The following is a 22,908-nucleotide window of genomic DNA, read 5'->3' on the forward strand; positions in this document are numbered from 1 at the left end:
TTGGCGACCCGGGTTCCGAGCGAAAACGACCCCGCCACCAGCGCAGAGAAGGCCAGCATCGCCAGATGCCCCTGCACCCGGCGGCTCATCCCCGCCCGCCTTGGCAGTTCCGCGCCGCCATTCACGCGCACCATTCCTGCGCCCGTTCCTTGAGAAATCGAAGGAAACTCTGAACCTTGTTGGTGCGGTGCAGGTCGACATGGGTGACCAGCCAGAGCGCGCCCGACCAGTCGTCCTGCAGCGGCATCACCTGCACCAGGCCGGGGTGGCGCGCGGCCTCCCACACCGCCATGAAGCCGATGCCGGCGCCCGCGAGGATGGCGTCATGCGTGGCTTCGCCGCTGTTGCAGCGGAAGGTGACCGCCTCTTGCGGGACATGGGCCTGCAACCATTTGGCGAAGGGCGCGCGGCTGTCGGGATCGTCAGCGCCGACAAATCGATGGCGGGCGAAATCCTCGACCTCCGGCTGTCCGTTCCTGGCGATATAATCTTGCGAGGCATACATGGCGACCGGAAGATCGGTGAACCGTTGCACCACGTTGTCGGGCTGGTCCGGGACCGATCCCGCGCGGATTGCCACATGGGCCTCGCCGTATTCCAGCCGGAACAGCCGGTCGCCGGTCAGGAACCGCACGATCAGACCGGGATGCATGGACTGGAATTCGGCCAGCACCGGCACCAGCAAAGGCGACAGCGAAGCCAGCGAGGTCACCACCAACTCGCCCTTGACCTCGTCGCCCTGCCCCTTGAGCCGGCCGGAAAGCTGGTTGAACTGGTCCTCGGTCGCCTGCGCCACGCGCAGCAGGTCGGTGCCGGCCTCGGTCGGGGTATAGCCGCGCGCGTGGCGCTGGAACAGCTTGACGCCCAGCCGCCCCTCGATCGCGTCGATATGGCGGATGACGGTGGCATGGTGCACGCCCAGCACCTCGGCCGCGCCGCTGACCGTGCCCATGCGGGCGACCTGATAGGCGGTGCGGATCTCGTCCCAATTGTCCATGACGCACGCTCCCTTAATGTGCGTCAGATCACAGACGCCCTGCCTTTTCGACAATTGCGTTCGGTGATGCAAGATCCTTTCTCTTGGACAGGACATATTCAATGCCCGGAACAAAAGGAAACGATATGACCCGCACCCTTCTTCATATCGACACCTCGGCCCGCCGCAGCGGCTCGACCTCGCGCGACCTGTCGGCGCAGATCGTCGACCGGCTGGCCCCCGATACCGTGCTGCGCCGCGACCTGGCCGATGCGCTGCCGTTGATCGACGAGACCTGGATCGGCGCCAATTTCACCCCCGAGGATCAACGCGACGATGCCCAGCGCGCTCAGATGGCGCTGTCGGATGAACTGGTAGCGGAACTGAAGGCCGCCGACACGCTGGTGATCGGGCTGCCAATCTACAATTTCTCGATGCCCGCCACGCTCAAGGCCTGGATCGACATGGTCGCACGCGTCGGCGTCACCTTCCGCTATAGCGAGGCCGGTCCCGAGGGGTTGCTGAAGGGCAAGCGCGCGGTGCTCGCCGTGGCCTCTGGCGGAACGCAGGTGGGTTCCGAGATCGACTTTGCCACCGGCTACCTGCGCCATGTGCTGGGCTTCATCGGCATCACCGAGATCGAGATCGTCGCCGCCGACCGCATGAACGTGGATGCGGATGCGGCGCTGAAGGCCGCCAATAACGCGCTGGCGAAGATCGCCGCCTGATCCCCCGCCGCGCCCCTGCCCTTTCTCCGCGCCCCGCCGCCGGGGCGCGGTTTTCCGTTTCGCACCGGCCGCCAGGCGGCCACCCTGCGACTTGACTCAAGGCGCCAAACCGCCTAGACGCCCCTCCCATATCCGGAAGTGAAAAACCTTCCGGTCCCGGCCTGTGCCGGGATCGCCCCCCACCAGCGAGTTTCGCCCGTGGGGGCAAATCCGTTTGGATCGGTCTCCGTTTCATCGCGGAGGCGTTTGAGAATTGAACCGTCCGTTCCCAGATTGGGGACGACATTGCGAAATCGGCGAAGGAGCCAAGAGGACCATGTTTGAAAATCTATCCGAACGCCTCTCCGGCGTCTTCGACCGGCTGACCAAGCAGGGTGCGCTTTCCGACGAGGACGTCAAGACCGCCCTGCGCGAGGTGCGCGTCGCGCTGCTCGAGGCGGACGTGTCGCTGCCCGTCGCGCGGGATTTCGTCAAGGCGGTACAGGACAAGGCGACCGGCCAGGCGGTGACCAAATCGGTGACGCCGGGCCAGCAGGTGGTCAAGATCGTCCACGACGCGCTGGTCGATGTGCTGCGCGGCGAGGACGCCCCCGGCGCGCTGAAGATCGACAACCCGCCGGCGCCGATCCTGATGGTCGGCCTTCAGGGTTCGGGCAAGACGACGACCACCGCCAAGCTGGCCAAGCGGCTGACCGAGCGCGAGGGCAAGCGGGTGCTGATGGCCTCGCTCGACACCAACCGCCCGGCGGCGATGGAGCAGCTGGCCATTCTCGGCAAGCAGATCGGTGTCGATACCCTGCCGATCGTCAAGGGCGAGGATCCGGTCGCCATCGCCAAGCGCGCCAAGACCCAGGCCGCGCTGGGGGGCTATGACGTCTACATGCTCGACACCGCCGGCCGGCTGCATATCGACGAGGAACTGATCCGGCAGGCGGCGCAGGTGCGCGATGTTGCCAACCCGCGCGAGACGCTGCTGGTGGTCGACGGGCTGACCGGTCAGGACGCGGTCAACGTCGCGACCGAGTTCGACGACAAGATCGGCGTCACCGGCGTGGTGCTGACCCGGATGGACGGCGACGGGCGCGGCGGTGCGGCGCTGTCGATGCGCGCGGTCACCGGCAAGCCGATCCGCTTTGTCGGCCTGGGCGAAAAGATGGAGGCGCTGGAAACCTTCGAGCCCGACCGCGTCGCCGGGCGCATCCTTGGCATGGGCGACATCGTGGCGCTGGTCGAGAAGGCGCAGGAAACCATCGAGGCCGAGCAGGCCGAAAAGATGATGCGCCGCATGGCCAAGGGTCAGTTCAACATGAACGACCTGAAGATGCAGCTGGAGCAAATGCTCAAGATGGGCGGCATGGAGGGCATGATGTCGATGATGCCCGGCATGGGCAAGATGGCCAAGCAGGTCGAAGAGGCCGGTTTCGACGACAAGATCATCCGCCGCCAGATCGCCCTGATCCAGTCGATGACGAAAAAGGAACGCGCCAACCCCAAGCTGCTGCAGGCCAGCCGCAAGAAGCGGATCGCCAAGGGCGCGGGGATGGATGTGAGCGATCTCAACAAGCTTCTGAAGATGCACCGCCAGATGGGCGACATGATGAAGAAGATGGGCAAGATGGGCAAAGGCGGCATGCTGAAACAGGCCATGAAGGGCATGTTCGGCAAGGGCGGTCCCAGCCCCGAGGAGATGGCCGCCGGCATGGACCCCAAGGCGCTGGAAGCCGCCGCGCGCCAGATGGGCGCGGGTGGCAAGATGCCCGGCGGGCTGCCCGGTCTGGGCGGCGGCGCGCTGCCACCGGGGCTGAGCGGGTTCGGAAAGAAGAAGTGATGACTGCCCTCGCCATCCCCACGCTGGAGACCGAGCGGCTGATCCTGCGCGCGCCGGGTCCGCAGGACTTCGGCCCCTTTGCCGCGTTCTACGCCAGCCCGCGCGCCGATTTCGTCGGTGGTCCGCTGAACGCCGAAGGCAGCTGGCGGATGCTGGCGATGGAGATCGGCCACTGGACGCTCAAGGGGTTCGGTCGCTGGACCGTGACCGCGAAGGGCGACGATACCGCCATCGGCATGGTCGGCCTGTTCGAGCCCGAGGGCTGGCCCGAGGCGGAAATCGGCTGGGACCTGTTCAACGGGCACGAGGGCAAGGGATATGCCACCGAGGCGGGGCGCGCCGCACGCTCTTACGCCTATGACGTGCTGGGATGGCAGACCGCGATCAGCCTGGTGAAACCGGCCAACACCGGATCCGCCCGCGTCGCCGCCCGGTTGGGCGCGCGGCACGAGGGCGATTTCACCCATGAACGGCACGGTTTCATGCAGGTCTGGCGCCACCCGGCGCCCGGAGAGATCGCCGATGGCGGGATGGAGGCCTACGCGTGAGCGCGCTTGCCCTCGATATTCCCATCGTGGAGACCGACCGCCTGATCCTGCGCGGGCCGGAGGCGCGCGATTTCGAACCGCTCGCGGCGTTCTTTGCGGACAAGGCGCGCAGCTGGGGCTTTGGCGGGCCTAAGACCCGCAACGAGGCCTGGCGCTGGTTTGCCGGCAATATCGGCCACTGGGCGCTGCGCGGCTACGGATTCTGGACCATCGAGACGAAAGACGGCCAGGTCATCGGCATCACCGGCATCTGGAACCCCGACGGTTGGCCAGAGCCGGAACTGGGCTGGGTGATGTTCGACGGCTCGGAGGGCAAGGGATATGCCTATGAGGCGGCGCGGGCCGCCCGCCAGCATGCCTATGAGCACATGGGTTTTACCACGCTCACCAGCAACATCTTGCCCGGCAACACCCGGTCGGTCGCGCTGGCCGAAAAGCTCGGCGCCCGATACGAGCGTGACTTCACCAATGTCACCCATGACACCGAGATGGCCTATCGCCACCCGAAACGGGAGGGGATGTGATGCCCCACACCATCCCCGTGATCGAGACCCGGCGGCTGGTTCTGCGCGGCCCGGAGGCCGAGGATTATCCGAACTTCAAGGCCACCTTCACCAGCTACCGCGCGCGTTTCATGGGCGGGCCGCTGAACCCCTACGAGTCCTGGATGCTCTACGCCGCCGAGATCGGCCATTGGCAGATCCGCGGCTATGGCATGTGGATGATCCACGACAAGCTTACCGACGAGACCTATGGCATGGCCGGCGGCTGGAAACCGGCGATGTGGCCCGAGGCCGAGATCGCCTGGGTGATCTGGCCCGAGAAGGCCGGCAAGGGCTATGCGCTGGAGGCGACGCATGCGGTGCGCGGCTTTCTCTACCGCGAACGCGGCTGGACCACCGCCGTGAGCTACATCGACCCCAAGAACCTCGATTCCATCCGGCTTGCCGAGCGGCTGGGCGCGGTCAAGGATCATGACGCGGCCAGCATCGACGGCAGCGACGCGGTCTATCGCCATCCTGCGCCGGCGCGGCTCGACAACAGCCAGCTGGCGCATGGGATCGAGATGGAGATCGGCCATTACGCCGACCCGATGTTCAAACCGAAGGGCTGGGCCATTGACTGACATCCAGCCCCCCGCAGAAGGACCCCGGACCATGACCGATGACGCCACCCGCGCCGCCGCGCTTCTGAAAGAGCACCGGCACAGCATCGACCGGCTCGACGCGATCCTCGTCTATACCCTGGGCGAGCGGTTCAAGCACACCCAGGCTGTCGGGAAACTGAAAGCCGAACACGACCTTCCCCCGTCCGATCCGGCCCGCGAGGCGGCGCAGATCGAACGGCTCGAAGACCTGGCGAAACAGGCCGACCTGGACCCTGAGTTCGCCAAGGCGTTCCTCAACTTCATCATCGAGGAAGTGATCCGCCACCACAAGAAACACCAGGAATGACCCTCCTGGATCACTAGACACCAGAAATAACCGGGGCTTTCCCGGTCAACGCCATCAAAGGAGAAATCACCATGGCAATGAAGATCCGACTGGCCCGCGGCGGCTCAAAAAAGCGTCCCTTCTACCGCATCGTAGCCACCGACAGCCGCATGCCGCGCGACGGCCGCTTCATCGAAAAGCTGGGCACCTACAACCCGCTGCTGCCGAAAGACAGCGAAGAGCGCGTGAAGATGGACGTCGACGCCGTCAAGGCATGGCTCGACAAGGGCGCCCAGCCGACCGACCGTGTCGCCCGCATGCTTGAGGCCGCCGGTGTCCTGGAAAAGAAAGAGCGCAGCAACCCCAAGAAGGGCGAGCCGGGCACCAAGGCCAAGGAGCGCGCCGAGGAGAAGGCCGCCAAGGCCGCCGAAGCCGCAGAGGCCCCCGCCGAAGAACCGGCGGAAGAGTCGGCGGAATAAGCGACCCTGCGCCGCGCCCCCACGCGGGCTCTGGACAAGACTGCCGGGGGCGGGCCAGATTGACGCTGGCCCGCCTCTTTTTTCGTGAACGGATCGAGGTCACATGCTGCGCCAGCCTTCGAAACACCCCCTGCGGCCACGCCCGGAGGACACCCGATGAGCGACACTGTCTGCGTCGGCGCCATCTCCGGCGCCTATGGCGTGCGCGGCGAGGTGCGGCTGAAAAGCTTTTGCGCCGAGCCCGAGGATATCGCGGCCTATGCCCCGCTCAGCACCGAGGACGGAGCGCAGAGCTACTCCGTGGTGATCACCGGGCGGATCAAGAACGGGCTGACCGCGCGCCTTGGCGGTGTGGGCAGCAAGGAGGAGGCCGACGCCCTGAAGGGGGTGCGCCTCTATGCCCCGCGCGACCGCCTGCCCGCGCTGCCGGATGACGAGTTTTATCACGCCGACCTGATCGGGCTGGAGGTGGTCGATACCGGCGGCACCGTGCTGGGCCGGGTCCGCTCGGTGCAGAACCACGGCGCCAGCGACCTTCTGGAGATCGCCGGACCGGGGCTCAAGACCACCGTGCTGCTGCCCTTCACGCAAGATGCGGTGCCGACCGTCGACCTTGCGGCCAGGCGCATCATCGCCGACCCGCCCGATGGGCTGTTCTGATGCCCGGCCGCCCCGCCCCTTGCCCTCGCACCGGCCGCCGGTAATGCGCGTGCTCCTGCATGCCGGGTTCCACAAGACCGGGACGTCAACGGTGCAGCAGGCGCTTTTTCACAACCGCGATGCCCTGGCCCCGCATCTGCGGCTGGTGCCGCGCGCCCGCATGGCCCCGGCGGGCAAGGCGGCGCGGGCCTGGTCGGCGGGTGGCAATCCGGTGGATCTGGCGCTGTTCGGTTACGAACTGGCGCAGGTGATGGAGGAATGGGACGCTGACGATCCGCGCCCGATGCTGATCTCGGCCGAGGATCTGTGCGGCCAGATGCCGGGGCGGGCCGGCGTGGAGAGCTATGCGGCGGCGGCACCGCTGATGCGGACAGTCGTGGATACGTTGGCGACCTTGCACCCGAATGCCGCGCCAGCGTTCTACTTTTCCACCCGCCAAACCGAGGATTGGCTGGCCAGCGCCCATGCCCAGCATCTGCGCGCCTCGCGCATGACGCTGAGCGCCGAAGCCTTTGCCGGGCGTTACCGGGCCGCCGCCGATCTTGCGACTGTGGTGGATGGTATCGCGGCGGCGCTGGCGCCCCTGCCGGTGCATCGCTGCGCACTGGAGCAAAGCCGCGCCCGCCCGCTGGGGCCGCTCGATCCGCTGCTCGACCTGCTGGCTCTGCCCGAAGGGCTGCGCGACAGCCTGGAACCACAGCCGCCGGTCAACCCTGCGCTGCCGCCCGATTGCCTGCAGGGGTTACTGGTATTGAACCGCAGCGATCTTGACGACGCCGCGTTGCGGGCCGCCAAGCGCGCGCTGATCGCGGAGTGCGTCTGATGCCGCGGGCGATCGTGATCCACTCCGGCTTTCACAAGACCGGCACCTCGACCCTGCAACATCTGCTGAGGCGCAACCGCCCGGCGCTGAAGGCGCACATGCGGATCGTGCTTAAGGGCGAGATGCCGGAGCTGACCCACGCCGCGCGCGGTTATTCCACCTGGCGCGATCCGTTCACGCTGGACAAGTTCGCGCACCGGTTCCGGGCGCTGCTGGAGCGCGTCGGCGACATGCCCAAACGGGTTCTGTGCCTCACGGCCGAGGAGCTTTCGGGCCATCTTCCGGGGCGCGAGGGGATCCCCGACTATTCCGCCGCGCCGGTGTTGGCCGGGGAAATGGTGGGGATCCTTGCTGACATGCACCCCGGCACGCCGATCACCTTCTACCTGACCCTGCGCGACCCCGAACCCTGGTTGCGCAGCGCCTATTGGGAACATGTGAAGGCCTCGTCGATGACCCGGGATTGGGCCGATTTCGCCCCGGCGACCCGACCCGGTGCGGACCTGGACGCGGCGGCGGATGCGGTGGCGGCGGCGGTACCCGGCCTCGTGATCCGCCAGCGGCTGGAGGACTGCACCGGTCAACCGCTCGGCCCGGCCGGGCCGCTGCTGGACATCTGCGGCATTCCACCTGACCTGCAACAAGGGTTGGACCTGGTGCCGCCCGCCAACAGGCGTCACGACGACACCGTTCTGCTTGCGCTTCTGTCCGCCAACCGCGCATACAGCGACCGCGACGCACGCCAGGCTGCCAAACGGGCGATCCTGGACGCTGCAAGGGAGGCGCCCGATGACTGAGAGCCCAGACAAACCCGCCCGTTCGCTGGGCCGCAAGAGCATCCGCCCCTCGCTGAAACCGCGCGAGCTGATCACGCCCACGCCCGACCTTTACGGGGTGTGGAAGGCCAAGGTGATCACGCTGTTCCCCTCGGCCTTTCCCGGCGTTCTGGGCGAGAGCCTGACCGGCAAGGCGCTGCAGGAGGGGCTGTGGCAACTGGAAACGCTGGACCTGCGGCAGTTCGGGATCGGCAAGCACCGCAACGTCGATGACACCCCGGCGGGCGGCGGCGCCGGCATGGTGCTGCGCGCCGACGTCCTCGGCCCGGCGATCGAACAGGCGATGCAGGGCTCCACGCCCAACTGGCCGCTGATCTATCTCAGCCCGCGCGGGCGGCGGATGGACCAGCCGCTGATGCGCGACCTGGCGCGCGCCGATGGGGTGACGCTGATCTGCGGGCGGTTCGAGGGCGTCGATGAGCGGGTGCTGGAGGAGTACCGCGTTCAAGAGGTCTCGCTCGGCGATTTCGTGATGACCGGGGGCGAGATCGCGGCGCAGGCGCTGATCGATGCCACCGTGCGGCTGCTGCCCGGGGTGCTGGGCAACCAGGCCTCGACCGAGGAGGAAAGCTTTTCCAACGGGCTGCTGGAACATCCGCAATACACCCGTCCCGCGGAATGGAAGGACCGCCCGATCCCCGAGGTCCTGATGTCGGGCCACCACGGGCGCATCGCTGACTGGCGCCGGCAGATGGCCGAGCGCCTGACGCAGGAGCGGCGACCGGACCTCTGGGACAGCTATCTGGCCGGCAAGGGCGACGATCAGGGTTGATCCGCCCCCTGTTATCCCGTACACGCGCGCAGATCCCGACCCGCAATGGTGGCCTGGGATTCGTTGGGTATTGCTGAATTCCGGGTGCAGCGGGCTTTCTTCGGCCAAACGCACCGGGCATCCCCCGCGACGCAAGGAACGGACGACCTGATCTCTGGCGGGCGCCCCGATTTTCGGGACAGCGGACCCGGTGAAGACCAAGAGCTCTGAGGGCGCGCAAATCTTCGTGGATCAACCACGAGCAGTTCAGGAGTAGATGCGATGGACCTGATCGCACAGCTGGAGGCGGAACAGATTTCCGCCCTGGGGAAAGACATCCCAGATTTCAAGGCCGGTGACACGATCCGTGTCGGCTTTAAAGTGACCGAAGGGTCGCGCACCCGGGTGCAGAACTATGAAGGTGTCTGCATCAGCCGCAAGAACGGCGCCGGCATCGCCGGCGCGTTCACGGTGCGCAAGATTTCCTTTGGCGAAGGCGTGGAACGGATGTTCCCGCTCTATTCGACCAATATCGACAGCATCACCGTTGTCCGCCGCGGCCGTGTCCGCCGCGCCAAACTGTACTATCTGCGCTCGCGCCGCGGCAAATCGGCCCGGATCGCGGAAGTGTCGAACTACAAACCCAAATCGGCAGGCGCCGAGGCGTAAGGAGCGGAGCGATGAAAAACGGCATTCACCCCGAATATCACCTGATCAACGTCAAGCTGACCGACGGCACCGTGGTGCAGATGAAATCCACCTGGGGCGCCGAAGGCGACCAGCTGGCGCTGGACATCGACCCCTCGGTGCACCCGGCCTGGACCGGCGGATCCTCGCGCCTGATGGACACCGGCGGCCGCGTGTCGAAGTTCAAGAAAAAATACGAAGGCCTCGGCTTCTGAGCCGATCCCTTCGAGAGCGTCAGAGCGCCGCCCCTCGGGGCGGCGTTTTTCGTTTCGGGCCATGCAAACGGCATCGTGAGGGGTTACGGACACAGCGGCGGGCGAAACCTGTTGCAAATCGCGCTAGGGGTTTTTCTTGCAACTGCCCCAAGATATAGTATGCCGGACCGGAAAACAGAGCCTAACAAGGGCCGGAGGCGAAGACATGGCGCATATCATCGTGGTCGGAAACGAAAAGGGCGGTGCCGGTAAATCCACCGTCTCGATGCATGTCGCCAGCGCCCTGGCCCGGCTTGGTCACAAGGTGGCGGTCCTGGATCTGGATCTGCGCCAGCGGTCGCTGGGGCGCTACGTTGAAAATCGCGCTGCCTTCATGAAGGAGCACGGGGCCGATCTGCCGCAGTTGCGGCTGCATCCGCTGCCCGAGATCGACCCGGCGACGCTGAACCCCGGTGAAAACGTCTACGATCACCGGCTGTCGGCGGCGATCGCCGGGCTGGAGGGGGACAATGATTTCATCCTGATCGACTGCCCCGGATCGCACACGAGGTTGAGCCAGGTGGCGCATTCGCTGGCCGATACGCTGATCACGCCGCTGAACGACAGTTTCATCGATTTCGACCTTCTCGCACGCACCGATCCCACCGGCGAAAAGATCCTCGGCCCCTCGGTCTATTCGGAAATGGTGTGGAATGCCCGCCAGTTGCGGGCGCAGGCCGGGCTGAAGCCGATCGACTGGGTGGTCATTCGCAACCGGATCGGCACCCAGCGCATGGTCAACAAGGAAAAGATGGAGCGCGCGGTAAATCTGCTGTCGAAACGCATCGGGTTTCGCGTCGCGCCCGGGTTTTCCGAACGGGTGATCTTTCGCGAACTGTTTCCGCGCGGGCTGACCCTGCTGGATCTCAAGGATGTCGGCGTGCGACAGCTCAACATCTCGAACATCGCGGCGCGGCAGGAATTGCGCGACATGATGAAGGCGCTGAACCTGCCCGGTGTCGAGGTCAAATTCTGAGCCGGATCACTCCTCCCGGGTATAGAGCGTGAACAGTTCCTGCGGCTGGGACACCCCGCGCAGCATGTAACGGCCCAGCGACACCAGGTCATGCGGGCCATCCCGAACGGCACTGCGAATCGGTTCCGACAGAATCACCTTCTGATCCAGCGCACGATGCATGCCCGAAAGCCGCGCCGTCAGGTTCACCGCTGGTCCGATCACGGTGAAATCCAGACGGGTTTCGGCACCGATATTGCCATAGAAAATCTCGCCCGCATGCAGGGCGATGGTATGATCGGTCACCGGCAGCCCCTGGGCCGTGCGGCTGAGGTTCAACGCGGTGATCTCGCCGTTCAAAGTCACCACCGTGTCGAGGGCCGCGCCGGCCGCGACCGCAGCCTGCGGCTGGTCGAACATCGCCAAGAGACCGTCGCCCATGAATTTCAGAACATGGCCGCCACCGGCATGGATCGCCTCGACCACGACGGCGAAATAGGTGTTGAGCATGGCGATCAGGTCGGGCCCCGGCGTACGCTCGGCCAGGCTGGTGAACCCGGTGAGATCGAAATAGAGGATCACCGCGTCGATGCGCTGGAGCGAGCCGCGCTGAATTTCACCCGACAGCACCCGCGCGCCGGCGTCGCGGCCCAGGTAGGTGCCCAGAAGGTCATGCGCGATGCGGCGATTCGAGGCGGATTTCATTGCCAGCCCGAGTTGCGGCAGGGTGGCGCGAATCAGGGCGAGATCCGTCTCGGAAAACCCGCCCGGTGCATCGCTGGTCCAGGAGATCAGCATCCCCTCGGGCGTGTTGTTGGGGTCGATGGCGACATTCTCGGGGGGTGTCTCGAAGAGCAGCCCAGAGGCGAAATAATCCGTCGCGCCCTGCTCGCGCAGGTCGTTCAGCAGGGGAAAGCGGCTCTGGTGGCCGGGCGTGTCCAGCCGCTCGCGCAGTTCCAGCTCACCGGTTTCCAGAATGACGTAGAGCGGGCTTTGCAGCCAGCCCTGCACAGGCGAGTCGGTGTGGGCGTATTGTTGCAGCGATACTTTGCCACCGGTGCGCAGCCAGTCGAAACCGATCCCACCGAACCGGGGATGCAGCGCCCGCTGCGCCAGATGCAGCCGGTACAGCGGCAGCCCGACACCCACCAGGCGGGTACAATAGCCGGTCAGCAGATCTTCGCGCGGAGTGCCGTCCAGCCCGCGCGCCAGAAGCCACTCGGACAGGTCGGCGGCGGCGGGATGCGGGTGGGACATGGGCAGGGGCACACTGTTCAGAGAGAAGACGCATTTTCAGTACCATAAAGGCGCGCTGCGGGATATCCGCCCCGGTTCAGCGGATGCCGGCCAACTGCCGCAGCATGGACCGCAGCAAGGCCACCTCGCCGGAGGTGAAATGGCGCGCCAGCTTGGCGTCATAGTCCCGCGCGACACCGCGAAGGTCGCGATACGCCGCCTCGCCTGCCGGCGTCAATTCCAAATGCTCCGAGCGGCGGTCGCGCGCATCCCTTGTCCGGTTCAGGAACCGGCGTTCGGCCAACCGCTGGACCGCGCGGCTGACCTTGGTCTTGTGCATCATGGCGCGCGCGCCGATCTCCTTCGCCGTCATCCGCCCGTACATGCCGAGGTGAAACAGCACCCGCCATTCGGTGCGCAGCATGCCATAGCGATCCTTGTACACGTTCTGGAACGCCAGCGAGCTTTCCTCGGCCGCCTGGTTGAGCAGGAAGGGCAGGAAATCGGCCAGGTCGAAGGTATCCTTCCCGGCTTCGGGATTTGGCGATTTTTCCGTCATCATGTATTGTTAGTTACAAAATCAACTATTACGCAGCAAGCAGGATTTAGGAGGAACGCGCGATGAACCGTCCGATTGACCCCCACAAACTGGTGCAGGCTGCCTCGCCCACCGGCACCACCGAGGGCTACATGCCCGGCTTTGGCAACGATTTTGAGACCGAGGCGCTGCCGGGCGCCCTGCCGCAAGGCATGAACAGCCCGCAGAAATGCAACTATGGCCTCTACGGCGAGCAGCTGAGCGGCACCGCCTTTACCGCCCATCCGCCGGAGCGCACCTGGACCTATCGCATCCGCCCCAGCGTCAAGCATTCCGCGCGCTACGAAAAAATCGACCTGCCGCACTGGAAATCCGCGCCGAACGTGGACCCCGACGTGATCAGCCTTGGCCAGTACCGCTGGGATCCGGTGCCCTATTCGGAGGAAAAGCTGACCTGGCTGACCGGCATGCGCACGATGACCACGGCCGGCGACGTGAACACGCAGGTGGGCATGGCGACCCATGTCTACCTGGTCACCGAGTCGATGCAGGACGAGTATTTCTACTCGGCCGATTCGGAGCTTCTGGTGGTCCCGCAAGAGGGCCGGCTGCGGTTCGCCACGGAACTGGGCATCATCGACCTGGAGCCGAAGGAAATCGCCATCCTGCCGCGCGGGCTGGTTTATCGCGTCGAGGTGCTGGAGGGGCCGGCGCGCGGTTTCGTCTGCGAGAATTACGGCCAGAAGTTCGAGCTTCCGGCGCGCGGCCCGATCGGCGCCAATGCCATGGCCAACCCGCGCGACTTCAAGGCACCGGTGGCGGCGTTTGAGGACCGCGAGACGCCCTCGACCCTGACCATCAAGTGGTGCGGCCAGTTCCACCAGACGAAGATCGGCCAGTCGCCGCTGGACGTGGTGGCCTGGCACGGCAATTACGCGCCCTACAAGTACGACCTGCGCGCCTATTGCCCGGTCGGCGCGATCCTGTTCGACCATCCCGACCCGTCGATCTTTACCGTGCTGACCGCCCCCTCGGGCGTGCCGGGCACCGCCAATATCGACTTCGTGCTGTTCCGCGAGCGCTGGATGGTGGCCGAGAACACCTTCCGCCCGCCGTGGTATCACAAGAACATCATGTCCGAGCTGATGGGCAACATCTATGGCCAGTACGATGCCAAGCCGCAGGGCTTCGTGCCCGGCGGGATGAGCCTGCACAACATGATGCTGCCGCACGGGCCAGACAAGAATGCGTTTGAGGGGGCCTCGAACTCCAACCTCGGGCCGGAGAAACTGGAGAACACCATGTCCTTCATGTTCGAGACCCGCTTTCCGCAGCACCTGACGGCCTTCGCGGCCAAGGAGGCACCGCTGCAGGACGATTACATCGACTGCTGGAGCGATATCGAGAAGAAATTCGACGGCACGCCCGGAACCAAATAGACAGACGGTGATGGCGGGCAAATGCCCGCCCTGCCCCAACCTCGTAGGGCGGGCTTCAGCCCGCCACACCGGACAAGGAAGATCAAATGCCCCTGATGAAAAGCTGGGTGGAGAGCGCCAACGCGCCCGACTGCCCGTTTCCCCTCAACAACCTGCCCTACGGCGTGTTCTCCATCGGTGACGGCGAACCGCATTGCGGCGTGGCCATCGGCGACAGGATCCTCGATGTCACCGCCGCCGAGGCCGAGGGGGTGATCGCGCTGACCGACATGCCGCTGTTCGACGTGCCGTTCTGGAACGAGCTGATGGAAGAGGGGCCCGCCGTCTGGGCCGCCCTGCGCGACCGGCTGATCGCGCTGCTGTCCGAAGGTGCCGAGGAGCGCACCAAGGTCGAGCCGCTGCTGGTGCCAATGGCCGGGGCCGAGATGCACATGCCCTTTGCGGTCAGCGAATACACCGATTTCTACGCTGGCAAGAACCACGCGGTGAACGTCGGCACCATGTTCCGCGGCGCCGAAAATGCGCTGCCGCCGAACTGGCTGCATATCCCGATCGGCTACAATGGCCGGGCGTCGTCGGTGGTGGTGTCGGGCACCGAGGTGCGCCGCCCCTGGGGGCAGCTCAAATCGCCCGACCACGACAAGCCCGCCTTCCTGCCCTCGCGCCGCTTCGATATCGAGCTTGAAATGGGCGCCATCGTCGGCACCCCCAGCGACGGGCCGATCACCGTGCAGGAGGCCGACGATCACATCTTCGGTTACGTGCTGCTGAACGACTGGTCGGCGCGCGACATCCAGGCTTGGGAATACCAGCCGCTCGGCCCGTTCCAGGCCAAGGCGGCGGCAACCACGATCAGCCCGTGGATCGTGAGCAAGGCGGCGCTTGAACCGTTCCGCACCGACACGCCTGCGCGCGAGGTCGAGCTGCTGGACCACCTCAAGGATTGCGGCCCGATGCTGTACGACATCGAGCTTGAAGTGACGCTCGCCCCCGAAGGCAAACCCGCCACCACGCTCGCGCGCACCAACTACAAGGAAATGTATTATTCCGCTGCCCAGCAACTGGCGCATCACAGCACCAGCGGCTGCCCGATGAACGCGGGCGACCTGCTGGGGTCAGGCACCATCTCGGGCGCCAATAAATCCGAACGCGGATCGCTGCTGGAGCTGAGCTGGGGCGGCAAGGAGCCGATCACCTTGGACAGCGGCGAGACCCGCACCTTTATCGAGGATAACGACACGCTGACCCTCAAGGGCGCGGCCAAAGGCGACGGCTACACCATCGGCTTTGGGGATAGCGTCGGCACGGTGCTGCCAGCGCTGGCCGATCCTTTCGCGCGGGGCTGACGATGACAGCTGCGCTGACTATCCCCGGCTCAACCGCCCGCCTGCCAGTCCAGCACGGATTGCAGCGGCCAGAGCAGCATCAGGATGTTCAGCGCCAGCCCGTCACGGATCAGAACGGTGGTCAGCGCCTCGAACCCCACGACAAGGACCACGCTGGCCCAGACCGGCAGACGCCGGGCCAAGGCAAAGCCCAGCAGCATGGCCAGAATATCGACGGTGGAGTTGATCACCGCATCGCCGTTGTAATCGACCGAGACGGTCGCACTGCGGTATCGTTCGATCACCCAAGGGGTGTTTTCGGCAATCTCCCAGAGGCACTCGACCGCCATGGCGATCACCAACCGCCAGCGCAGCGGCATGGCGCGGGCGCCCCACCAGAGCACAGCGAAAAACAGGAGGCCGTGCATCAGGTGGCTCGGAGTATACCAGTCCAGCAGCGACTGGCTGCTCGGGCCGGGATCGCCGGGACCGTGCCACAGGGCGACCGCGCCGCAGGGGCAGATCAGCGACCGGCCCATCGCCCAGAGGGTCAGGACCGTGGCCACCAAAAGGGCCACGACGAGAACGGAAGGAAACGCGCGCCGCGATCGGATCATGGCGCGAGACAAGCACGGCGCCCCGGCGTCGTCCATTGAAAAGAAAAGGAAAGACCATGGCCAAGGCATTCGCGTCCCAAGGCGACATGAGCGAGAAGAAAATCAGCTTCACCGAGGTGGGAGACGGGCTCTATGCCTTTACGGCTGAGGGCGATCCGAACTCCGGCGTCATCATCGGCGACGACAGCGTGATGATCGTCGAGGCGCAGGCGACCCCGCGGCTGGCCAACAAGGTGATCGAATGCGTCCGCTCGGTCACCGACAAGCCGATCACTCATGTGGCGCTGACCCATTACCACGCCGTGCGGGTGCTGGGCGCCAGTGCCTTCGGCGCGCAGCAGATCATCATGTCGGACGCCGCGCGCGGCATGGTGGTGGAACGGGGGCAAGAGGACTGGGACAGTGAATTCCAACGCTTCCCGCGCCTGTTCGAGGGACATGAGAGCATCCCCGGCCTGACCTACCCGACCACGACGTTCAGCGATTCGATGACCGTCTACCTGGGCAAGCGACGGGTCGACATCATGCATCTGGGCCGCGCCCATACCGCCGGCGACGCGGTGATCCACGTGCCGGATCAGAACGTGATGTTCACCGGCGATATCGTCGAATACCACTCGGCCTGCTATTGCGGCGACGGCCACTTCGCCGACTGGGGCGATACTCTGGACGCGATCAAGTGGTTCGAGGTCGACGCCATCGCACCGGGCCGGGGCGATGCGCTGGTCGGACCCGAGGTGGTCAACGAGGCGATCGAGAACACCCGCGATTTCGTCGAAAGCACCTATCGCCCGGCGGCCCGGGTGGCGGCGCGCGGCGGCACCCTGAAAGAGGCATGGGACGCGGTGCGCGCCGAATGCGACCCGAAGTTCGCCGAATACGCGATCTACGAGCATTGCCTGCCCTTCAACGTCGCCCGCGCCTTTGACGAGGCCCGCGGCATCGAGACCCCGCGGATCTGGACGGCCCAGCGCGACCTGGAGATGTGGGAACAGCTTCAAGGCTGACCGCCCGGGGGCGAGTTTGATCCAGATCGTGTCGCCCCGGATTGGACGATGAGAGGATGACACAGATTCCCGGCGCCGCCGCGCCGGGGCACGGAGGAGGTGCGCCCGGCGCGCAAACTGGGAGAAAGCCCATGAACAAGATCTTCGAAACGCCACTTTACCCCTATGCCCGCCACACGGACGAGGATGCCTCTGTCCCGGTGCGGCACCGGGTCATCGTGGTCGGTGCCGGCCCCGTCGGCCTGGCTGCGGCCATCGACCTCGCCCAGCAGGGGATCGAGGTGGTGATCCTGGACGAGAACGACAAGGTGAGCTTCGGCAGCCGCGCGATCTGTTTCGCCAAGCGGCCGCTGGAAATCCTCGACCGTCTTGGCGCCGGTCAGCCGATGGTCGACAAGGGCGTCGTCTGGAACCTGGGCAAGGTGTTCTTCGACGACCGCAAGGTCTTTGAGTTCGATCTGCTGCCCGAGGCGGGCCACCAGCGCCCGGCCTTCATCAACCTGCAACAGTACTATTTCGAGGACTTCCTGGTGAACCGGGTCCGCGAATTGCAGGCCGAGGGTGCGCCGATCGAGATTCGCGGCCGCAACAAGGTCTCGGCGGTGGGCACCCATCCGGAGCATGTCACGCTGGAGATCGACACCCCCGAGGGCAGCTACAACATCGAGGCCGACTGGGTGATCGCCTGCGACGGGGCCGGATCGCCGATGCGCGCGATGCTGGGCAAGGATTTCGTCGGCCGCGTGTTCGAGGACAACTTCCTGATCGCCGACGTGATCATGGAGGCCGATTTCCCGACCGAACGCTGGTTCTGGTTCGATCCGCCGTTCAACCGGGGCCAGTCGGCGCTGCTGCACAAGCAGCCCGACGGCGTCTGGCGCATCGACCTGCAACTGGGCTGGGACATCGACAAGGAGCGCGAGAAGCGCCCCGAGAACGTGATCCCGCGGCTCAAGGCGATGCTGGGCGAGGAGGTGGAGTTCGAACTGGAATGGGTCAGCATCTATACCTTCCAGTGCCGCCGGATGGAGCAGTTCCGCCACGACCGGGTGATCTTTGCCGGCGACGCCGCGCATCAGGTCAGCCCGTTCGGCGCGCGCGGTGCCAACTCCGGCGTGCAGGATACCGACAACCTGATCTGGAAGCTCAGGCTGGTAATGGAGGGCAAGGCGCCCGAAAGCCTTCTGGACAGCTACGATCACGAACGGGTCCACGGGGCCGACGAGAACATCCTTAATTCCACCCGCTCGACCGATTTCATCACGCCAAAATCGGAGATGTCGCGGATGCTGCGGGATGCAGTGCTGGACTTGAGCGAGCATTACGAATTCGCCCGCCCGCTGGTGAATTCCGGCCGTCTCTCGGTGCCCTGCACCTATGACGGCTCGCCGCTCAATTCGGCCGACGCGCTGGACGGGCCGGAGCGCACCCGCCCCGGATCGCCCTGCCCCGACGTCCCTTTGGGCGACAGCTTCCTGCTACGGAAACTCGGCGACAGGTTCACCCTGCTGACCATCGACGCCGAGGCCCCCGACCTGATCGAGGAGGACGGCATCGAGGTCACGCGGCTGGCGCTCTCGATCAAGGACGATCCGACGCTGGCGCTGAAGGAGCGGTATCTGGGAGATGCGACATCGGCGGTCTATCTGATCCGCCCCGATCAGCACGTGGCGGCCCGCCGATCCAGCTTTGACGAACCCCTGTTCCGCGCTGCCATCCGCCGCGCCACCGGCAAGGAGTGAGACCCATGTCCGACCTGATCCTGACCCCGAACATCGACAGTGCCGACGATTTCTACGCCGAACTTCTGGCCACCCACGAGGGGCTGGAAACCGCCGACAGCAACGCGCTGAACGCGCGCCTGGTGCTGATCCTGGCCAATCATATCGGCGACCGTGCCGTGCTGAGCCAGGCCCTGCGCGCCGCCAAGCTCAAAGAGGAGGAATAACCGATGAAAATCGAGAAAATTCACCATGTCGCCTACCGCTGCAAGGACGCCAAGGAAACCGTCGAGTGGTACGGCAAGATGCTGAACATGGATTTCGTGCTGGCGATCGCCGAGGATCACGTGCCCTCCACGCATGACCCCGACCCCTACATGCACATCTTTCTCGACGCAGGCGACGGCAACGTGCTGGCCTTCTTCGAACTGCCGACCAAGCCCGAGATGGGCCGCGATCCCAACACCCCTGAATGGGTGCAGCATATCGCCTTCAAGGTGAAGGACCGCGACGAGCTGATCGCGTTCAAGGAGCATCTGGAGGCCAGCGGCGTCGAGGTGCTGGGGGTGACGGATCACTCGATCTTCCACTCGATCTATTTCTTCGATCCCTCGGGCCACCGCGTCGAACTGGCCTGCCCGGATCCGGAGGAAGACGCGATGCTGAAGAAACTCGACGCGGTGAAATGGGACATGCTGGAGGAATGGTCGAAGACCAGGAAGGCCCCCAAGCACGCCGAATGGATGCACGCGAAAGAGCTGAGCGACGTCTGAGGCGCAATCCCAGGGCAAACCGGGTTCAGGCCCCGGGGGCGATCATCGCCCTCGCGGCCGATGCCTGTTGCGACCGCCGATGGCATATGGCCCATCCCCGGGCGAGCAGTTAACCTTCTGCTGAACACGGAACCAACACGGGAGAACGGGCATGACTGAAGCTGTGCTCTATGACTACTGGCGCTCTTCGGCCAGCTACCGGATGCGGGTCGCGCTGAACCTGGCCGGGATTGCCTTTACCTCGGTCCCGGTCGATCTGGTGGCAAAGGAGCACAAGACGCCCGAGCACATCGCACGCCACCCGCAGGGGCTGGTGCCGGTGCTCGAGATCGACGGCCTGCGCCTGACCCAGTCGCTGTCGATGCTCGATTACCTCGACCGGACCCGCACCATGGGGCTGCTGCCCGAAGACCCCGCCCGGCGCGCGGCGCAGACGGCCCTGGCCCATGCGATCGCGGTGGACATCCACCCGGTCTGCAACCTTCAGGTGGTCGCCTATGCCGCGGAAATTACCGGAAACCGCGAGGGTGTCCGCGAGGACTGGATGAAACGCTTTATCCGGCCCGGCCTGCAGGCGGTCGAAACCATGCTGGGAGGTTTCGAGCAGTCCCCCTTTTGTTGCGGCGACACGCCGGGCCTCGCCGACATCTGCCTGATGCCGCAGATGTACAACGCCCGCCGCTGGGGCGTGGAGGTGTCCGACCTGCCGCGCATTCTCGCCATCGAGGCCGCCTGCGCCGATCACCCGGCGTTTGCCGCCGCCCACCCGGACCGGTGCAGGCCGGCCTGATCCCGCGTCCGGCGTCTCAGCCTTGATCGGCGGCGCCGGTTTCGTGCACCTCGTTCAGCAGATCCAGCAACAACTCATAGCGCGTCTCGCCCAACCGCGCCCGCAGGCTGTCCTTCAGAGCGGTGCTGGCATCCAGGTTGGCCGCGATCACTTTCGACCCTTCGGCGCTGATCCGGACCACCTGCTTGCGCTTGTCGTTCTCGTCGCGGCGGCGCATGATCATCCCTTTCTCCTCCAGCTTCTGCAGGATTCGTGTCAGGCTGGGCAGCAACAGACAGGCCTCCTCGGCGATCCGGGTCGGCTCCATCGCGCCGGCCTCGTCGAGCACGCGCAACACGCGCCATTGCTGCTCGGTGATGCCCACGTCGGTCAGCATCATGCGAATCGGGCCCATGACCTGTTCGCGCGCCCGCAAGAGCGCAATCGGCAATGAGCGGGAGGTAGATGGCAATCCTCTGGTCATGGGCCATCTTTGCCGACCTATGGTGCTCGGTGCAATCGGTCATCGTGTCACCGGAGTTGACAAACTCCTTGATTTAGTAAACATGTTAAGCAATAAAGCGGAGGTGGGGCGCATGGCGCATTTGATGGTCGATTACTCGGCAAACGTGGAGGACTGGGTCGACATGGCCGGGTTCTGCGACGCGCTGCGCCGCGCCGCGATCGAGACCGGCGCGCTGCCGATGCCGGGGATCCGGGTGCGGGCGATGCGGACCGATCATGTCTCCATCGCCGACGGCGATCCCGGTCACGGCTATGTCGATATCTCGGTCCGCCTGCGCGGTGGCCGCGATCTGGACACCCGCAAGGCCGCCACCGCGCATATCTTCGCCGCCGCCGAAACCTTCCTCGCGCCGGTCATGGCGGTCCGCTCGCTCGCCCTGTCGCTGGAGATGCGCGACATCGACCCCGAGCTTGCCCCCAAGACCGGCACCATCCGCGACCATCTGAAAAGGGGCGACCTGACATGACCGCACTGACCGAGAACATCGAGAAACTAAACGGCTACCTCGCCCGCTTTCGCGAGGGCGGCATCCAGAACCTGATTGCGGGCAAAAGCCGCCCGGCGGCCTCGGGCGCGGTATTCGACACCACCTCGCCCGTCGATGAAAGCGTGATCTGCCCGGTCGCGCGCGGTGGAGCTGAGGATATCGACGCCGCCGCCCGGGCCGCGGCGCAGGCCTTTCCCGCATGGGCCGCGATGCCGGCGGCGGAGCGCAAGACAATCCTGATCCGCATCGCCGAGGGGATCGAGGCCCGCGCCGAGGAAATCGCCCTTTGCGAATGCTGGGATACCGGCCAGGCGCTGCGCTTCATGTCCAAGGCGGCGCTGCGCGGGGCGGCCAACTTCCGCTTTTTCGCCGACAAGGTGAGCAGCGCCCGCGACGGCCAGAACCTGCGCTCGCCCACGTTGATGAACGTCACCACCCGCGTACCACTGGGCCCGGTGGGGGTGATCACGCCGTGGAACACGCCCTTCATGCTGTCGACGTGGAAGATTGCGCCGGCGCTCGCCGCTGGCTGCACCGTGGTCCACAAACCGGCCGAGTTCAGCCCGCTCACCGCCCGCATCCTGGCAGAAATCGCCCATGAGGCCGGGTTGCCCGACGGGGTGTGGAACCTGGTGAACGGATTTGGCGAGGATGCCGGCCGCGCGCTGACCGAGCATCCCGCCATCAAGGCCATTGCCTTTGTCGGCGAATCGAAAACCGGCAGCATGATCATGAAACAGGGCGCCGATACGCTGAAACGGGTGCATTTCGAACTGGGCGGCAAGAACCCTGTCGTGGTGTTCGACGATGCCGATCTGGACCGCGCGCTGGATGCGGCGATCTTCATGATCTATTCGCTCAACGGCGAACGCTGCACCTCCTCCTCGCGCCTGCTGGTGCAGGACACCGTCGCGGACGAATTCGAGGCGAAACTGACCGAGCGGGTCAACACCATCCGCGTCGGCCATCCGCTGGACCCGGAAACCGAGGTCGGCCCGCTGATCCACAAGGTGCATTTCGACAAGGTGGCCTCCTATTTCGACATCGCGAAAACCGATGGCGCCACCGTGGCCGCCGGCGGCCTCCGGGTGGGCGATCAGGGCTGGTTCGTGCGTCCCACGCTGTTCACCGGGGCCACCAACGACATGAGGATCGCGCAAGAGGAGATCTTTGGCCCCGTCCTCACCTCAATCCGCTTCGCGACCGAAGAGGAGGCGCTGAAGATCGCCAATGACACCCAATACGGCCTGACCGCCTATGTCTGGACCAACGACCTGACCCGCGCACTGCGCTTTACCGACCGGCTGGAGGCAGGCATGATCTGGGTGAACTCGGAAAACGTGCGGCACCTGCCCACCCCCTTCGGCGGCGTCAAGGCCAGCGGCATCGGGCGGGACGGCGGCGACTGGTCGTTCGAGTTCTACATGGAGCAGAAACACGTGGGCTTTGCCCTGGGCCAACACAGGATTCCCCGTCTGGGCGTCTAGCCCCGAGGAGAGGCGCGAAGTTTCA

At 65.5% G+C, this 22,908-nt stretch carries 28 protein-coding genes; 23 read left to right on the forward strand and 5 right to left on the reverse strand.

Features of this window, described 5'->3' with window-relative positions; all coding sequences use genetic code 11:
• Window positions 1–121: 121 nt before the first annotated feature.
• Window positions 122–997 carry a LysR family transcriptional regulator gene (locus P1U75_RS18165; protein ID WP_300245776.1) on the reverse strand — a complete coding sequence of 292 codons (876 nt, stop codon included), beginning with the start codon at window positions 995–997 and terminating at the stop codon, window positions 122–124.
• 125 nt (window positions 998–1,122) lie between these two features.
• Between P1U75_RS18165 and P1U75_RS18170 the strand changes: the two genes are divergently transcribed.
• The 14 genes from P1U75_RS18170 (at window position 1,123) to P1U75_RS18235 (ending at window position 10,979) form a co-directional block, all read left to right on the forward strand.
• Window positions 1,123–1,704 (forward strand): NAD(P)H-dependent oxidoreductase, encoded by a 582-nt coding sequence (locus P1U75_RS18170; protein WP_300245779.1) that lies wholly within the window; start codon window positions 1,123–1,125, stop codon window positions 1,702–1,704.
• A 316-nt stretch (window positions 1,705–2,020) separates the two neighbouring features.
• Window positions 2,021–3,532, forward strand: a complete 1,512-nt coding sequence (gene ffh / locus P1U75_RS18175; RefSeq protein ID WP_300245782.1) for a signal recognition particle protein — start codon at window positions 2,021–2,023, stop codon at window positions 3,530–3,532.
• Window positions 3,532–4,080 carry a GNAT family N-acetyltransferase gene (locus P1U75_RS18180; RefSeq protein WP_300245784.1) on the forward strand — a complete coding sequence of 183 codons (549 nt, stop codon included), beginning with the start codon at window positions 3,532–3,534 and terminating at the stop codon, window positions 4,078–4,080. Before ffh ends, P1U75_RS18180 begins: the two co-directional genes overlap by 1 nt.
• Window positions 4,077–4,604, forward strand: coding sequence for a GNAT family N-acetyltransferase (locus P1U75_RS18185; protein WP_300245787.1), 528 nt, complete (start codon window positions 4,077–4,079; stop codon window positions 4,602–4,604). Before P1U75_RS18180 ends, P1U75_RS18185 begins: the two co-directional genes overlap by 4 nt.
• Window positions 4,604–5,206: a GNAT family N-acetyltransferase gene (locus P1U75_RS18190; RefSeq protein WP_300245789.1), complete on the forward strand. Its 603-nt coding sequence runs from the start codon at window positions 4,604–4,606 to the stop codon at window positions 5,204–5,206. Before P1U75_RS18185 ends, P1U75_RS18190 begins: the two co-directional genes overlap by 1 nt.
• Before the next feature lie 31 nt (window positions 5,207–5,237).
• Entirely contained in the window at window positions 5,238–5,534 is a 297-nt protein-coding gene (locus P1U75_RS18195) for a chorismate mutase (RefSeq protein WP_300245792.1), read from the forward strand.
• A 71-nt stretch (window positions 5,535–5,605) separates the two neighbouring features.
• On the forward strand, window positions 5,606–5,992 hold the full coding sequence (gene rpsP, locus P1U75_RS18200; RefSeq protein WP_300245795.1) for a 30S ribosomal protein S16: 387 nt from the start codon (window positions 5,606–5,608) through the stop codon (window positions 5,990–5,992).
• A gap of 156 nt (window positions 5,993–6,148) precedes the next feature.
• Window positions 6,149–6,652, forward strand: coding sequence for a ribosome maturation factor RimM (gene rimM, locus P1U75_RS18205; RefSeq protein ID WP_300245797.1), 504 nt, complete (start codon window positions 6,149–6,151; stop codon window positions 6,650–6,652).
• A gap of 43 nt (window positions 6,653–6,695) precedes the next feature.
• Window positions 6,696–7,475 (forward strand): hypothetical protein, encoded by a 780-nt coding sequence (locus P1U75_RS18210; protein ID WP_300245799.1) that lies wholly within the window; start codon window positions 6,696–6,698, stop codon window positions 7,473–7,475.
• Complete coding sequence (locus P1U75_RS18215) at window positions 7,475–8,272, forward strand: hypothetical protein (protein ID WP_300245802.1); 798 nt, start codon at window positions 7,475–7,477, stop codon at window positions 8,270–8,272. The genes P1U75_RS18210 and P1U75_RS18215 overlap by 1 nt, the downstream gene beginning before the upstream one ends.
• Window positions 8,265–9,083 (forward strand): tRNA (guanosine(37)-N1)-methyltransferase TrmD, encoded by an 819-nt coding sequence (gene trmD, locus P1U75_RS18220; RefSeq protein WP_300245803.1) that lies wholly within the window; start codon window positions 8,265–8,267, stop codon window positions 9,081–9,083. The genes P1U75_RS18215 and trmD overlap by 8 nt, the downstream gene beginning before the upstream one ends.
• A 261-nt stretch (window positions 9,084–9,344) precedes the next feature.
• Entirely contained in the window at window positions 9,345–9,731 is a 387-nt protein-coding gene (gene rplS / locus P1U75_RS18225; RefSeq protein WP_300245806.1) for a 50S ribosomal protein L19, read from the forward strand.
• An 11-nt stretch (window positions 9,732–9,742) separates the two neighbouring features.
• The gene (gene rpmE / locus P1U75_RS18230) at window positions 9,743–9,964 is read left to right on the forward strand and encodes a 50S ribosomal protein L31 (RefSeq protein WP_300245809.1); all 222 of its coding nucleotides are present in this window, start codon (window positions 9,743–9,745) and stop codon (window positions 9,962–9,964) included.
• Window positions 9,965–10,169: 205 nt separating this feature from the next.
• A complete protein-coding gene (locus P1U75_RS18235; RefSeq protein ID WP_300245811.1) occupies window positions 10,170–10,979 on the forward strand; it encodes a division plane positioning ATPase MipZ in 810 nt (269 codons plus the stop codon).
• A 6-nt stretch (window positions 10,980–10,985) separates the two neighbouring features.
• On the opposite strand, the gene P1U75_RS18240 is transcribed toward P1U75_RS18235, so the two are convergent.
• Both P1U75_RS18240 and P1U75_RS18245 read right to left on the reverse strand, forming a co-directional pair.
• Window positions 10,986–12,215: an adenylate/guanylate cyclase domain-containing protein gene (locus P1U75_RS18240; protein ID WP_300245813.1), complete on the reverse strand. Its 1,230-nt coding sequence runs from the start codon at window positions 12,213–12,215 to the stop codon at window positions 10,986–10,988.
• Between the two features lie 76 nt (window positions 12,216–12,291).
• Window positions 12,292–12,753: a MarR family winged helix-turn-helix transcriptional regulator gene (locus P1U75_RS18245; protein WP_300245815.1), complete on the reverse strand. Its 462-nt coding sequence runs from the start codon at window positions 12,751–12,753 to the stop codon at window positions 12,292–12,294.
• Between the two features lie 62 nt (window positions 12,754–12,815).
• Here P1U75_RS18245 and hmgA point away from each other — a divergent pair, with 62 nt between their 5' ends.
• Together hmgA and fahA are read left to right on the forward strand one after the other, a co-directional pair.
• Window positions 12,816–14,171 carry a homogentisate 1,2-dioxygenase gene (gene hmgA, locus P1U75_RS18250; protein ID WP_300245817.1) on the forward strand — a complete coding sequence of 452 codons (1,356 nt, stop codon included), beginning with the start codon at window positions 12,816–12,818 and terminating at the stop codon, window positions 14,169–14,171.
• Window positions 14,172–14,257: 86 nt separating this feature from the next.
• Entirely contained in the window at window positions 14,258–15,517 is a 1,260-nt protein-coding gene (gene fahA / locus P1U75_RS18255) for a fumarylacetoacetase (protein WP_300245819.1), read from the forward strand.
• 29 nt (window positions 15,518–15,546) lie between these two features.
• On the opposite strand, the gene P1U75_RS18260 is transcribed toward fahA, so the two are convergent.
• Window positions 15,547–16,149 (reverse strand): DUF2585 family protein, encoded by a 603-nt coding sequence (locus P1U75_RS18260; protein ID WP_366915068.1) that lies wholly within the window; start codon window positions 16,147–16,149, stop codon window positions 15,547–15,549.
• Between the two features lie 20 nt (window positions 16,150–16,169).
• Between P1U75_RS18260 and P1U75_RS18265 the strand changes: the two genes are divergently transcribed.
• From P1U75_RS18265 to maiA, 5 genes are all read left to right on the forward strand, one after another.
• Window positions 16,170–17,120 (forward strand): MBL fold metallo-hydrolase, encoded by a 951-nt coding sequence (locus tag P1U75_RS18265; RefSeq protein ID WP_300245825.1) that lies wholly within the window; start codon window positions 16,170–16,172, stop codon window positions 17,118–17,120.
• 131 nt (window positions 17,121–17,251) lie between these two features.
• The gene (locus tag P1U75_RS18270) at window positions 17,252–18,862 is read left to right on the forward strand and encodes an FAD-dependent oxidoreductase (protein WP_300245827.1); all 1,611 of its coding nucleotides are present in this window, start codon (window positions 17,252–17,254) and stop codon (window positions 18,860–18,862) included.
• A gap of 5 nt (window positions 18,863–18,867) precedes the next feature.
• Window positions 18,868–19,068, forward strand: coding sequence for a DUF2783 domain-containing protein (locus P1U75_RS18275; RefSeq protein ID WP_300245829.1), 201 nt, complete (start codon window positions 18,868–18,870; stop codon window positions 19,066–19,068).
• A 3-nt stretch (window positions 19,069–19,071) separates the two neighbouring features.
• The gene (locus P1U75_RS18280; RefSeq protein ID WP_300245831.1) at window positions 19,072–19,614 is read left to right on the forward strand and encodes a VOC family protein; all 543 of its coding nucleotides are present in this window, start codon (window positions 19,072–19,074) and stop codon (window positions 19,612–19,614) included.
• A gap of 151 nt (window positions 19,615–19,765) precedes the next feature.
• On the forward strand, window positions 19,766–20,404 hold the full coding sequence (gene maiA / locus P1U75_RS18285; RefSeq protein ID WP_300245833.1) for a maleylacetoacetate isomerase: 639 nt from the start codon (window positions 19,766–19,768) through the stop codon (window positions 20,402–20,404).
• Window positions 20,405–20,420: 16 nt separating this feature from the next.
• Here the strand turns inward: maiA and hpaR are convergent, their stop codons facing one another.
• Window positions 20,421–20,867, reverse strand: a complete 447-nt coding sequence (gene hpaR / locus P1U75_RS18290) for a homoprotocatechuate degradation operon regulator HpaR (RefSeq protein WP_300245836.1) — start codon at window positions 20,865–20,867, stop codon at window positions 20,421–20,423.
• Window positions 20,868–20,979: 112 nt separating this feature from the next.
• Between hpaR and P1U75_RS18295 the strand changes: the two genes are divergently transcribed.
• Together P1U75_RS18295 and hpaE are read left to right on the forward strand one after the other, a co-directional pair.
• Window positions 20,980–21,375: a 5-carboxymethyl-2-hydroxymuconate isomerase gene (locus P1U75_RS18295; protein WP_300245838.1), complete on the forward strand. Its 396-nt coding sequence runs from the start codon at window positions 20,980–20,982 to the stop codon at window positions 21,373–21,375.
• Window positions 21,372–22,883: a 5-carboxymethyl-2-hydroxymuconate semialdehyde dehydrogenase gene (gene hpaE, locus P1U75_RS18300; RefSeq protein WP_300245841.1), complete on the forward strand. Its 1,512-nt coding sequence runs from the start codon at window positions 21,372–21,374 to the stop codon at window positions 22,881–22,883. The genes P1U75_RS18295 and hpaE overlap by 4 nt, the downstream gene beginning before the upstream one ends.
• Window positions 22,884–22,908: the final 25 nt, after the last annotated feature.

It is taken from the genome of Antarcticimicrobium sp. (assembly GCF_029212575.1).
In the GTDB taxonomy this organism is placed as follows: domain Bacteria; phylum Pseudomonadota; class Alphaproteobacteria; order Rhodobacterales; family Rhodobacteraceae; genus Antarcticimicrobium.